General features: G+C 71.4%; 9 protein-coding genes. 6 read left to right on the plus strand and 3 right to left on the minus strand.

What is annotated here, in order from left to right:
• The first annotated feature begins 20 nt into the window (after positions 1-20).
• Genes ABZS40_RS18945 through ABZS40_RS18955 form a run of 3 tightly spaced genes read left to right on the plus strand, consistent with a single transcriptional unit; the run spans position 21 to position 4,266 of the window.
• Positions 21-872 (plus strand): RNA methyltransferase, encoded by an 852-nt coding sequence (locus ABZS40_RS18945; RefSeq protein ID WP_354944505.1) that lies wholly within the window; start codon positions 21-23, stop codon positions 870-872.
• 47 nt (positions 873-919) lie between these two features.
• Positions 920-2,371 carry an argininosuccinate synthase gene (gene argG, locus ABZS40_RS18950; protein ID WP_354944506.1) on the plus strand — a complete coding sequence of 484 codons (1,452 nt, stop codon included), beginning with the start codon at positions 920-922 and terminating at the stop codon, positions 2,369-2,371.
• A gap of 47 nt (positions 2,372-2,418) precedes the next feature.
• Positions 2,419-4,266, plus strand: a complete 1,848-nt coding sequence (locus ABZS40_RS18955; RefSeq protein WP_354944507.1) for a PucR family transcriptional regulator ligand-binding domain-containing protein — start codon at positions 2,419-2,421, stop codon at positions 4,264-4,266.
• Positions 4,267-4,351: 85 nt separating this feature from the next.
• On the opposite strand, the gene ABZS40_RS18960 is transcribed toward ABZS40_RS18955, so the two are convergent.
• Together ABZS40_RS18960 and ABZS40_RS18965 are read right to left on the minus strand one after the other, a co-directional pair.
• On the minus strand, positions 4,352-5,620 hold the full coding sequence (locus ABZS40_RS18960; RefSeq protein ID WP_354944508.1) for an IS110 family transposase: 1,269 nt from the start codon (positions 5,618-5,620) through the stop codon (positions 4,352-4,354).
• A gap of 541 nt (positions 5,621-6,161) precedes the next feature.
• Entirely contained in the window at positions 6,162-7,511 is a 1,350-nt protein-coding gene (locus tag ABZS40_RS18965; RefSeq protein ID WP_354944509.1) for a hypothetical protein, read from the minus strand.
• A gap of 82 nt (positions 7,512-7,593) precedes the next feature.
• Between ABZS40_RS18965 and murD the strand changes: the two genes are divergently transcribed.
• Positions 7,594-8,940 (plus strand): UDP-N-acetylmuramoyl-L-alanine--D-glutamate ligase, encoded by a 1,347-nt coding sequence (murD, locus tag ABZS40_RS18970; RefSeq protein ID WP_354944510.1) that lies wholly within the window; start codon positions 7,594-7,596, stop codon positions 8,938-8,940.
• A gap of 17 nt (positions 8,941-8,957) precedes the next feature.
• Here the strand turns inward: murD and ABZS40_RS18975 are convergent, their stop codons facing one another.
• Positions 8,958-9,926, minus strand: coding sequence for a hypothetical protein (locus ABZS40_RS18975; protein ID WP_354944511.1), 969 nt, complete (start codon positions 9,924-9,926; stop codon positions 8,958-8,960).
• A gap of 273 nt (positions 9,927-10,199) precedes the next feature.
• Here ABZS40_RS18975 and ABZS40_RS18980 point away from each other — a divergent pair, with 273 nt between their 5' ends.
• On the plus strand, positions 10,200-11,498 hold the full coding sequence (locus tag ABZS40_RS18980) for an aspartate aminotransferase family protein (RefSeq protein ID WP_354944512.1): 1,299 nt from the start codon (positions 10,200-10,202) through the stop codon (positions 11,496-11,498).
• Positions 11,495-12,982 carry a CoA-acylating methylmalonate-semialdehyde dehydrogenase gene (locus ABZS40_RS18985; RefSeq protein WP_354944513.1) on the plus strand — a complete coding sequence of 496 codons (1,488 nt, stop codon included), beginning with the start codon at positions 11,495-11,497 and terminating at the stop codon, positions 12,980-12,982. The genes ABZS40_RS18980 and ABZS40_RS18985 overlap by 4 nt, the downstream gene beginning before the upstream one ends.
• Positions 12,983-13,235: the final 253 nt, after the last annotated feature.

Genomic DNA, 13,235 nt, shown 5'->3' on the forward strand with positions numbered 1-13,235 from the left:
CGCCGGGCGGGCCTCGAAGCGTGCTGCTCCGCATCCGGCAGAATCGTCGGGTGCCCGTCCATCAGATCACCGACCCTGACGACGACCGGATCGCCGACTACCGTGCGCTCACCGACGTCGAGCTGCGCACCCGCTGGGAACCGCCGCACGGCCTGTTCATCGCCGAGGGGGAGCTGGTGCTGCGCCGGGCGCTGCGCGCGGGCTACCCGGCCCGGTCGTACCTGGTCGACGCCAAGCGGGTCGACCAGCTCGCCGACCTGGACACCGGCGACGCGCCGGTCTACGCCGCGACCCAGGACGTGCTGCAACGGGCCACCGGCTTCCACGTACACCGGGGGGTGCTGGCGTCGTTCCACCGCCGGCCGCTGCCGACGGCGGCCGAGGTGCTCGCCGCCGCGCGCCGGGTCGTGCTCCTGGAGGACGTGAACAACCACACCAACCTCGGTGCGGTCTTCCGGGGTGCCGCAGCGCTCGGCATCGACGCGGTGCTGCTGTCGCCGTCCTGCGCCGACCCGCTGTACCGGCGCAGTGTCCGGGTCAGCATGGGTGAGGTCTTCGCGATGCCGTACGCGAAGCTCGACAGCTGGCCCGAGGGCCTGGACCAGGTACGCGAGGCCGGCTTCACGGTGCTCGCCATGACGCCCGCGCCGGACGCCGTACCGATCCAGCGGCTGACCCCGGCGCAGCGCGAGCGGGCGGCGCTGCTGCTCGGCGCCGAGGGGCCCGGTCTCACCGTGGCGGCCCAGGCCGCCAGCGACGTGCGGGTGGTCCTTCCGATGCGGCGCGGCGTCGACTCGTTGAACGTGGCCGCCGCGGCGGCGGTGGCGTTCTGGGAGCTGGGCCGCGACGATCCGCCGTTCGGCGGCGAGTAGATCGCTTCAGCTTGCATGGCCATGCGTTCTATTGCATAATTTTCCCCGTGTCCAAGGTTCTCACCTCCCTGCCCACCGGCGAACGTGTCGGCATCGCCTTCTCCGGCGGCCTCGACACCTCGGTCGCGGTCGCGTGGATGCGCGACAAGGGCGCCATTCCCTGCGCCTACACCGCCGACATCGGCCAGTACGACGAGCCCGACATCGCCTCGGTGCCGGGCCGCGCGCTCAGCTACGGCGCCGAGGTCGGCCGTTTGGTCGACTGCCGCGCCGCCCTGGTCGAGGAGGGCCTTGCCGCGTTGACCTGCGGCGCCTTCCACATCCGCACCGGCGGGCGGGCGTACTTCAACACCACCCCGCTGGGCCGCGCCGTGACCGGCACCCTGCTGGTGCGGGCGATGGTCGCCGACGACGTCCAGATCTGGGGCGACGGCTCGACCTTCAAGGGCAACGACATCGAGCGGTTCTACCGGTACGGCCTGCTGGCCAACCCGATGCTGCGCATCTACAAGCCGTGGCTCGACACCGCCTTCGTCACCGAGCTGGGTGGGCGTAAGGAAATGTCCGAGTGGCTGCTCGAACGCGGCCTGCCCTACCGGGACAGCACCGAGAAGGCGTACTCGACCGACGCCAACATCTGGGGCGCCACGCACGAGGCGAAGACCCTGGAGCACCTCGACACCGGCATCGAGACGGTCAACCCGATCATGGGCGTCCGGTTCTGGGACCCGTCGGTGGAGATCCCGACCGAGGACGTCACCGTCGGCTTCGACCAGGGCCGCCCGGTCACGATCAACGGCAAGGAGTTCGGCAGCGCCGTCGACCTGGTGCTGGAGGCCAACGCCATCGGCGGCCGGCACGGCCTGGGCATGTCGGACCAGATCGAGAACCGGATCATCGAGGCCAAGAGTCGCGGCATCTACGAGGCGCCCGGGATGGCGCTGCTGCACTACGCGTACGAGCGGCTGGTCAACGCCATCCACAACGAGGACACCCTGGCGAACTACCACAACGAGGGTCGCCGCCTCGGTCGGCTGATGTACGAGGGCCGCTGGCTGGACCCGCAGGCGCTGATGCTGCGCGAGTCGTTGCAGCGGTGGGTCGGCACGGCGGTCACCGGCGAGGTGACGTTGCGGCTGCGCCGGGGCGAGGACTACTCGATCCTGGACACCACCGGCCCGTCGTTCAGCTACCACCCCGACAAGCTGTCGATGGAGCGTACCGAGGACTCGGCGTTCGGTCCGTCGGACCGGATCGGTCAGCTCACCATGCGCAACCTGGACATCGCCGACTCGCGGTCGAAGCTGGAGCAGTACGCCTCCCTCGGCCTGGTCGGCGGCGGGAACACGCAGCGGATGATCGGGGCCGCGCAGGCCGCCTCGACCGGGTTGATCGGCGCGATGCACGAGGGCGGCGCGGAGGCCATCGCGTCCCGGGGCGTCGCCTCGGCCGAGGATGAGGCCCTCGACCGCGCCGCGATGGAGTTCGGCGTCGACTGACCCCTCACGCCGGTGGCAAGTCGAGTTCCGGCGTCACGGACGGTAGCGTGGCGGCCGTGTTCCCTACCGTCCGTGAGGTCCTCGCCCTGGACCCGGTCCGCCACGGCGCGCCACGCGTCGTCGCCGGCGACGAGGGGCTGGACCGACCCGTCCGCTGGGTGCACGTCGCTGAGGTGCCGGACATCGCCACGCTGCTCGGCGGTGGTGAACTGGTGCTCACCACCGGCATCGGTCTGCCCGGGGACGACGCCGGGTTGCGCGCGTTCATCGGCGATCTCGCCGACGTCGGAGTCTCCGGGCTCGTCGTCGAGCTGGGCCGCCGGTACGTCAGCGGGGTGCCCCGGGTGATGGCCGCCGCCGCCGAACGGCGCGGGCTGCCCCTGGTGGAGCTGCGTCGGGCCACCCCGTTCGTCCGGATCACCGAGGCGGTGCACGCGCTGATCGTCGACGCGCAGCTCACCGAGCTGCGCGCCACCGAGGAGATCCACCAGCGGTTCAACGACCTCTCCGTGGAGGGTGCCGACGCCGCCGAGGTGATCCGACAGGCCGCCGAGCTGTCCGGTTGCCCGGTGGTGCTGGAGAACCTGTCCCGGCAGGTGCTCGGGTACGACCCGGCGGGCGAGAGCGCCGAGCTGCTGCTGGACGGCTGGGAGCAGCACTCCCGGCGGATCCGCCCGGCCGGGCGGACCGCGTACGACGCGGACAGCGGTTGGCTGGTGACCACCGTCGGCGCCCGAGGGCAGGACTGGGGTCGGCTGCTGCTGCGCTGGCCGGCCAGCGGGGACGTGCCCAGCGCCCAGGCCGTCGAACCGGGCTCGCCCACCCGGCTCACCATTCTGATCGAGCGGGCCGCGTCCACCCTCGCGCTGGGCCGGCTGATCCGCCGCGACGCCGAGGGCCTGGAACGGCAGATCCACCGCACCCTGCTCACCGCGCTGCTCGACCACTCCCGCCCGGTGGACGAGGTCGGGCTGCGGGCCAAGGCGCTCGGCGTGGTGCTCGACCGGCGGCACCTGGTCGGCGTCATGGTCCGGCACCGTGCCGACGACCCCGCCGGGGAGGTCGGCCCCGAGGCCGGCCAGGCCCGGCTACGCGATCTCTCCGAGGCGGTCGGCCAGGCCCTACGGGAGGCGAAGCTGACCGCGCTGACCAGCGCCGTCGACGACCACTCGGTGGGCGCGCTGCTGGCCCTACCGGACCCGGCCGCCGAGGACCGCGCGCTGTCCGCGTTCGCCAGCGCCCTTCGTCGGGTACGCCTCGACGCCGGCACCGGCCGGCCGGCACCCGGTGCCGAACCGGCTCGGGCCGCCTCCGGCGTCGACATGCCCCGTCCCGCATCCGACGCTTCCCGTGCGGCGGTCGGCGCCGATCCGGCCCGCGCGGTGTTCGGTGTCGAGGCCGCTCGAACGGGGGTCGGTGTCGATCCGTTCCGGGGTGCTGGCCCGGGTGGCGTGATCATTGCCGCCGGCTCCGGGGTGGGCACCCTGCGGGAGGCCCGACGGTCGCTGGTCGAGGCGCGGCAGATCGCCGAGGCGGCCCGGCGGGACCGGCGCGAGCTGCCGGTCTTCCGACTGCCGCACGTCGGCCTGGCCGGGCTGCTGCACCTGCTGCGCGACGAGCCCCGCCTCCAGACGTTCGTGGAGCGTGAACTCGGCGCGCTGCTGGAGTACGACGCCCGGCACCCCCGGGAACGGCTCCTCGACACCCTGCGCGCCTACCTGGAGCAGGGACGCAACAAGTCCGCAGGTGCCGCCGCGGCCCACCTGTCCCGGCCGGCCTTCTACGAACGCCTGGCCCGCATCGCCCGCATCCTCGACGTGGACCTCGATTCGGTAGAGGCAAGCCTCTCCCTACACGTAGCCCTACTGGCCCTGGAAGCAGTCCGCACCCCCTAACTCGAAAATCGAACCGCACGTAGACGCGCGGCAGCATCCCGCGGAGCGAAGCGGAGCGGGATGGTTCTTGCTGGGTGGGTGGTGGTTATGCGGCGAGGTCGAGGGTGACGCGGTAGCCGAGGGCTTCGAGTTGGTGGATGTGGTTGCGTTTGCGGCGTTCGGTGTCGGTGCGGGTGAGGTAGAAGTCGGCTCCGAGGTCGTGGAAGCGGGCTTCGGGGTTGGACAGCAGGTGCCAGATGATGGTCAGGACAGAGCGGCCGACTGCGACGATCGCGCGTTTGGCGCCGCGTCGTCGGGCGATGCGCCGATATCGTTCGCCGAGGAATGTGCTGGTCCGGGCGGCGGAAACCGCGATCTGTCCGAGGACGCGGGCGAGGTAGCGGTTCCCGTGCCCGGTTGATCCGTTGCCTTTGCGGCGGCCGGCTGACTCCTTGACGCCGGGGGCGAACTTGGCCCAGCCCGCTAGGTGGGCCGGGGTGGGGAAGCGGGTCATGTCCACGCCGATCTCGGCGATGATCGCGGCTGCGGCGGCCGGGCCGACCCCGGGGATGTCAAGCAGTCGGGCCGCCGCCGGGGCGAAAGGGGCCAGTTGCGCCTCGATCCGGGCGTCGAAGTCGCGGATGTCGGCCTCGACCTGCTCGACCCGGGCGATCATCTTGCCCAGCAGGAACGCGTGATGGTCGGTGAAGTGGCCGGTAAGGGCTTCCTGCAGCGCGGGGATCTTGCGGCGCAGGCTGGACCGGGCCAGTTCAGCCAACGTGCGAGGGTCGCGCTGACCGGCGATCAGCGCGGCCATCATCGCCCGCCCGGACGTGCCGAACAGGTCACTGACCACGACCGACAGCTTGATCTGCGCGTCTTCGAGCAGCTTCTCGGCCCGGTTACGTTCCGCCCCGGCCTCGGCGATCAGATCAACCCGGTAGCGGGTCAGGTCCCGCAGCATCCGGATCGGCGAGGGTGGCACGAAACTCGGCCGGATCATCTGCCGTTCGGCGACCTTGCACAACCACACCGCGTCCAGCTTGTCGGTCTTCGGCCGGCCCGGTAGATGCTTCACGTCGCGGGCGTTGACCAGCCACACCTCAAAACCGTGCGCTTCCAACAGGTAAAACACCGGCTTCCAGTAGTCACTGGTGGCTTCCATCACCACCCGAGTCACCCCGAGGGCGGCCAACCGTTCGGCCAGCCCGATCAACGATCGGGTCATCGTCGGGTAGGTCCGCACCTCCTGCAACCGCCGTCCCGCATGCGCCTCGTCCGGCACTCGCGCGCAGCACACCAGCGATGCCTTACCGATATCCACACCCGCGACATGCGTGATGATCTCGTCCTCATCCAGGGCCCGTTCCAGCACCACACCCTCCTAGCAGCACAAACAGCAAGGACGGTCGCCCGCGGCAGCCACAGAACGGGTGAATCTAACTCGCGTGCTCGCAGCAACAGTGAAGGGCCCATAACGCGACTACCAGCGTCCGACTAACCCACGACCTCACACGGACCAAGGAAGCACGACGTCAGCGGGCGACCAACACCGATTTTCAGCCCGGAACGGGCCACCTCGCCAGAGGCGACAGGGACTAACCCCATCCCGCTCCGCCCCCACCCCACCCCCGTCGATCAAGGAGTTGTGGTGGGGGGCAGAAGTCGCGAAAGCGTCTATTGCGCCCACCACAACACCATGATCGACGCGGGGTCGGGTCTGCCTGGCGTAGGGGTGGGCATAGTGGCCGGGACGCTATCGAGTTGATGTTGTGAACGAGTCGCTCGGCTCGGGTCAATTCGTGCCCTGATTCGTTTACGACATCAACTCCCAAGGAGCAGGGGCACACTCCCGCCGACCGGGGGCGGGGCCGACCGGGGCGGGGCCGACCGGGGACAGTGGGTCCGCTTCTGGGTTAGGTGAGGGCGTTCAGGGCTTTGGCGTAGGTGGGGGGGATGTGGTTGGGGCCGCCGGGGGTGAAGACGTCCGAGTTGGCCACCGCTGACCAGGCAGTCTCCGGGACGGCGTCGACCAGGGCCTGGATCACCGGGGCGTCGCGCCACTGGTCCTGCTCGGCGAGCAGGCCGAGCGCCACCACCGACTCCTCGACCTCGCCCACGCACTCAAACGGCTTGTGCCCGTCCACGCCCAGCAGCTCGCGGTAGCCGGGGATCTGCGACTCGTCGGCCAGCAGGTCACCCCCGAAGATGCCCACCACCCGCTCCCGTGGCATGAACGGCGCCATGGCCAGGAAGACGAAGCGGCACTTCGGGCAGTCGCGGCACCAGCGCTCACTCGCGTCGCGCAGCTTGAACGCCTGGTTGCAGCTGGTCACCACGTCGTCGTACCGGGTGAACTCGGCGAACAGCCGGGCGATGTGCAGCTCGGACAGCGAACGCAGCAGGGAGAAGTACGGGTCGGTCAGGCCGGCGTGCTCGGCCAGCGACGCCCGCAGCAGCCCCTCCGCCTCGACGCCCTTGGACCACTGGTGGTTGATCTCGTGGCCGTTCCAGGCCAGGTTCGGGTCGGACGCCGAACGCTCGTTGGACATCACCACCGGGCCCAGCCCGTGCAGGACGGCGGTGGCCACCGCGATCAGGGAGTTGATGGCGGTGACGGGGATGTGCCCGTTCAGCGCGCCGGCCGCGTTCAGGTCGAACAGCACCGGGTCGATGCGCCGCCGGGCGGCCAGCGGGACCAGCCCGGACGCCTCGTTGACGGCGACGATCACATGGTTCGGGTTGACCGAGAACGGCACCGGGTCCAGCTCGGCGCGGCGAAGCGCCTCCAGGCTGACGATCGAGTCCTTACCGCCGCCGACCGCCGAGAGCGGGCGACGGTCCGAGTCGTCGTACACCCGGGCCGGCGTCACCACACCGGCCGGCACCTCCGGGCGCAGCTCGAGCACGTGCGGCAGTTGGTTGCGGTACGCGTACTCCGCGAGGCCCCTGGTGTAGACGGCCGTGACGTAATCGATGGTGGCCGCGCCCAGCGGCGCCGGCAGCACGAGTCGCGGCGGCGCGGCGGCCTTGTAGTAGCTGACCCCGGCGACGAGGTGCAGCACCTCCAGCACCCGGCCGAGGGTCGCCACCGTCTCGTCGGAGGGCGGCGCAGCCGGCAGCGGAAGCGTGATCACCTCGGTGAACCGCTGCTCACCGGCCGGGCCGGTCAGGGCGTAGTCGAACAACACCTCGCCGGTGGCGAAGTCGATCGAGTAGGACGGGAAGGTGAAGGCGTCCATCCGCCGGAGCTGCTCGTTGGGCACACGCCATACTAGGCCCTGGTTCGTCCGGCCGTGTCCGGACCGGGCCCGCCCTGCCGCCGCCGTCTGCCCCGAGGAGAGCCCCGTGCGCCTGTCTGACCTGCGCGGACGTACCGTCGCCGTCTGGGGCACCGGTCGGGAGGGCCGGGCCGCTGTGACCGCCATCGCCGCGCACGGCCCGGCCGAGCTGGTCGCCGTGGACGACAGCGCGAACTTCCTGTCGCTGCCCTGGGAGGGCCCACTGGCCGAGGCGGCGCCGTTGGTCACCGGCGAGGCGGGCTTCGAGCGGCTCGCCGCAGCCGACGTGGTGGTCCGCTCCCCGGGGGTGCCCCAGACGCACCCGTGGCTCGTCGAGCTGCGGCGACGCGGGGTCCCGGTGACCCAGGGCACCGCGCTCTGGATGGCCGACCACGCCGCGCGCACCGTCGGGGTCACCGGCAGCAAGGGCAAGAGCACGACCTCCAGCCTGATCAGCCACCTGCTCACCGCGATGGGCCGGCCGAACGTCTTCGGCGGCAACATCGGTGTCCCGACCCTGGACCTGCCGGAGGCGGAGCTGTACGTGCTGGAGCTGTCCAGCTACCAGTGCAGCGACCTCACCGACTCGCCCCGGGTGGCGGTGGTCACCGCGCTCTTCCCCGAGCACCTGGACGCGCACGGTGGGGAACGGGAGTACTACCGGGACAAGCTCAACCTGCTCGCCCACGACCCGCAGACGATCGTGGTCAACGGCGGCGACCCCCGTCTCGCCGCCGAGCTGGGGGAGCTGCCGGCAGTCCGGGCCGGTCGCCCCGACACCACCCACGTCGGCACCGGCGCCGACGGCACACAGTGGTTCCACTTCGGTGACCAGCCGCTCTTCCCGCGTGCCGTGCTGCCACTCGTCGGCCGGCACAACGAGGGCAACCTCTGCGTCGCGCTCGCCGTGCTCGACGCGCTCGGCGTGGACGTGGTGGCCGGCAAGGACCACCTCGCCGTCGCGGTCGCCGAGTTCCAGGGGCTGGCCCACCGGCTCACCGAGATCACCGACCCGTCCGGGCTGACGTTCGTCGACGACACCCTGGCCACCAGCCCGTACGCGGCCATGCACGCCATCGACGCGTACGACGGGCGGCCGTTGACGGTGATCGTCGGGGGCAACGACCGGGGTCTGGACTACACGCCGTTGGCCGAGCATCTGGCCGAGCGGGAGCTGACAGTGATCGGGATTCCGGACAGCGGCACCCGCATCGTCGAGGTGCTCGCCGGCCTGCCGAAGGTGCGTACCGAACTGGTCGACGACCTGGTGGACGCGGTCCGGCTGTCCCGCGAGGTGACCCCGGCCGGCGGGGTGGTGCTGCTGTCCCCGGCCGCGCCCAGCTACGGCCGGTTCCGCAACTTCGAGCACCGCTCCGAGGTCTTCGCCCAGGCCGTCGCCGACACCGCACGTTGAGCCGGCAGCGCCTGCCGTCAGCGCGGGCGGAGCCGGTTGTGCAGGGCGCGCATCGAGCGGATCGCCGAGCGGATCTCCTGGAGGTAGCGCCCCGGCGTGAGGGTCTGCTCGGGCAGCACCGCCAGGTCGGCGAGCGTCGGGTCCACACCGACCGTGTCGATGGCGCACCCGTACGGCACGGCCAGCGTGCGGAGCGCGTCGCAGTGCTGGAACGGCACGTAGATCGGCGCGGTGACCATCAGGACCTTGTCGTCCGGCGCGAGCCGGACGTGACCGGCCCAGAACCGCTGGGTGTCGGCGGTGTGGGCCCGCCGCTGGCCCGGTTCGCTGGACGGCGCGGCCAGCACCCGGATCGGCGGCAGCCCGTCCGGTCGGTAGGTCCGCGACGACCAGGAGTAGTGCGGGTGACCGGCGTCGACGCCGTCCTGCTCCGCCGGGGCGGTCACCTCGAACACCCGGCGGACGGCCGTGTCCAGCACGTCCACCTCGGTCTCGTCGGCCGGCAGGCCCGCGTCGGCGAGCGTGCGGCGTTCCCAGTCCGACAGCGGCCGGAAGCTGCCCAGGACGGCGACCTCGCCGCTCAGCGGTAGGCCGGCGCGGAGCAGGTGCGCGGCGTAGGCGACGCGGCGTACGCAGGCGTGCGCCAGGCCGCCGAGCACCACCAGATGGGCGTACGCCGACCGGGCCGGTGGTACCGGGTGGATCAGCCCGAGCGCGGCGGCCGCGTCGAGCACCAGTGTCGCGGTGGCCGGGTCGAGGTCGGGCTCCCGGGCGTCGGGCCGCTCCCGGCCGCCCCGGAAGTCCCAGTGGTGGGCGGAGAAGTCGTCGAGGTAGCGGAGTACGTCGGTGAGGTCGCTGTCGGGCCAGGCGCCGCCGAAGTGGGTGACCAGGCCCTGGAGCGGGGTGGAGCAGACCCAGGCCTGGATCTCCGCCGTGATCCGCACGTCGTCAGTGCCGGTCGACGGCGCCGCGTCCGCTTTGTGCACAGCCGGATGCTACCGGCCCGCTGCGGCGGGGCCGGTGGTCGTGGTTGCTGTCTACGCTGGTTACACGGCGACAGACCAAGGATCCAGACTGCGGATCGAGTGGGTTTTTCCCATGATTACTGCGGAAATCATGGGTCAAGGCCAGCCCGTGCCGTGGAAACCGTTGACGTGCTGTCAGGTCGCGAGGTCCATGCGCTACAGGCTGACAGTTGTTCGCGTCGGCCGGCGGTGGGAGCGTGCGGTATCCACGAACGCCGCTGAAGGGTTGCCACGATGACCGACGACCTGCTGGCCCGGCACCGGGCCGTACTCCCGTCCTGGATGCCGTTGTACTACGCCGAGCCGATCGAGCTGGTCTCCGGCTCGGGCCGGCGGGTCACCGACGCGCAGGGCCGCAGCTACCTGGACTTCTTCGGCGGCGTGCTGACCAACATGATCGGGTACGACATCCCGGAGATCCGGGAGGCCGTCGAGCGGCAGCTCGCCACCGGCATCGCGCACACCTCGACGCTCTACCTGATCCGCCAACAGGTCGAGCTGGCCGAGAAGATCGCCCAGCGCTCCGGCATCCCAGACGCGCGGGTGTTCTTCACCAACTCCGGCACCGAGGCGAACGAGGCGGCGCTGCTGGTCGCCACCAACCACCGCCGCTCGCACCAGATCCTGGCCGTGCGCAACAGCTACCACGGCCGGTCGTACGCGGCGATGGGCGTCACCGGCAACCGCAACTGGTCGGCCAGCGGCCTCAACCCGCTCCAGGTCGCCTGGCTGCACTCCGGTGACCGGGTGCGCGGTCTGCTGGCGCGGCTCAACGCCGAGGAGCAGGTCGACGCGGCAATGGAGGACCTGCGCGAGGTGTTGGCCACCCAGACCGCCGGCGACGTGGCCGCGCTGATCGCCGAGCCGATCCAGGGCGTGGGCGGTTTCGTGCACCCGCCGGACGGGCTCTTCGCGGGCTGGAAGAAGGTCCTCGACGAGCACGGGATCCTGTTCATCGCCGACGAGGTGCAGACCGGTTGGGGGCGTACCGGGGAGCACTTCTGGGGTTACCAGGCCCACGGCGTCACCCCGGACCTGCTCACCTTCGCCAAGGGCATCGGCAACGGGTTCGCCCTCGCCGGGGTGGTCGGCCGGGCCGAGGTGCTGGAGTCGGTGCCGGCCATCAGCTTCTCCACCTTCGGCGGCAACCCGATCTCCACGGCGGCCGGCAACGCGGTGCTCGACTACCTGATCGCGCACGACCTCCAGGCGAACGCGGCCCGCGTCGGCGCGATCCTCGCCGACGGCCTGCGCTCCGCCGTGGGCGGGCTCGACTGCGTCGCCGAGGTACGCGGAAAGGGGCTGATGCTCGGCGTCGAGTTCGTCCGGCCGGGCAGCAGTGAGCCGGACCCGGCGCTGACCAACCGGGTCTTCGAAGCCGCCCGCGACGGTGGCCTGCTGACCGGCAAGGGCGGGCTCTACGGCAACGTGCTGCGGATGGGTCCACCGTTGACGCTGACCGAGGAGGAGGCCCGGGAGGGCCTGGCGATCCTCGTCGACGCGATCCGTTCGGCTGCGGGGGTGGCGGCATGAGCATCGGTCACTTCATCGACGGCAAGCGGGTCGGCGGCACCTCCGAGCGGCGCGGCGACGTGTTCGACCCGGCGACCGGTCGGCGTACCGCCGAGGTCGAGCTGGCCTCGACAGCGGACGTCGACGTCGCCGTGCAGGCCGCCGCCCGCGCGGCGCGGGCCTGGCGGGACGCGTCGCTGGCGCGGCGGTCCGCGGTGCTGTTCGCCTTCCGGGAGTTGGTGCACACCCGGCGGGACCGGCTCGCCGAGGTGATCACGGCCGAGCACGGCAAGGTGCTCGCCGACGCCGCCGGCGAGGTGCAGCGCGGTCTGGAGGTCATCGAGTACGCGTGCGGCCTGCCGTCGGCGCTGCGCGGCGCGTTCAGCGAGAACGTGTCCACCGAGGTCGACTCGTACACCATCCGGCAGCCGCTCGGGGTGGTCGCGGTGATCTCCCCGTTCAACTTCCCGGTGATGGTGCCGCTGTGGTTCGTGCCGGTGGCGGTGGCCTGCGGCAACGCGGTGGTGCTCAAGCCGAGCGAGAAGGATCCGAGCGCGGCGCTGCTGCTGGCCGAGTGGTTCGCCGAGGCGGGCCTGCCCGACGGGGTGCTCAACGTGGTCAACGGCGACAAGGAGGCTGTCGACGCGTTGCTGGAGCACCCGGAGGTGCGGGCCGTGTCGTTCGTCGGCTCCACCCCGATCGCCCGGTACGTCCACCAACGCGCAACGGCCGCCGGCAAGCGGGTGCAGGCGCTCGGTGGGGCGAAGAACCACATGGTGGTGCTCCCGGACGCCGACCTTGACCTGGCCGCCGACGCGGCGGTCAACGCCGGGTTCGGCTCGGCGGGGGAGCGGTGCATGGCCATCTCCGTGCTGGTGGCGGTGGAGCCGGTGGCGGACCCGCTGGTCGAGCGGATCGCCCAGCGGGTGACCGGTCTGCGCACCGGCGACGGCCGACGGGGCTGCGACATGGGCCCGCTGGTGACCGCCGCGCACGCGGCGAAGGTGCGCTCCTACGTGGACGCGGGTGTCGCCGTCGGCGCGGTGCCGGTGGTGGACGGGCGGGATGTGACGCCGGACGGCGACCCGGACGGTTTCTGGCTCGGCCCGACGCTGTTCGACCGGGTGACCCCTGACATGTCGATCTACACCGACGAGATCTTCGGGCCGGTGCTGAGCGTGGTCCGGGTCGGCTCGTACGACGAGGCGGTGGATCTGGTCAACGCCAGCCCGTACGGCAACGGCACGGCGATCTTCACCAACGACGGTGGTGCGGCCCGCCGTTACCAGCACGAGGTGGAGGTGGGAATGGTCGGGATCAACGTGCCGATTCCGGTGCCGATGGCGTACCACTCGTTCGGCGGTTGGAAGTCGTCCCTCTTCGGTGACCTGCACGCCCACGGCGAGGACGGGGTGCGCTTCTTCACCCGGGGCAAGGTCGTCACCAGCCGCTGGTTGGATCCGCGGCACGGTGGGGTCAACCTCGGGTTTCCCACCCAGACCTGACGTACGCCGCAGAAAACACCAGGCCGGCTCGCCGCGAGGTGAGCCGGCCTTCGTCGGCGTACCCCCGGATGGTCGGGATGCGACGGCCCGGCGGCGTCGGTCCCCGCGGGTGGTGGCCGATAACGGTTCGACAGTCAGGACTTGAAGTCCGAGCCCGGCTGTCGTAGAAATTCTTCAGCAACAGAGCATGAACTGAAGAGAACTACCGCCCCTCGCGCGGCGGACGCCTCCCCCACAGACCGGCGATCCGCCC

Source organism: Micromonospora sp. NPDC005324, assembly GCF_040607155.1.
GTDB classification, from domain to species: Bacteria; Actinomycetota; Actinomycetes; order Mycobacteriales; family Micromonosporaceae; genus Micromonospora; species Micromonospora trifolii.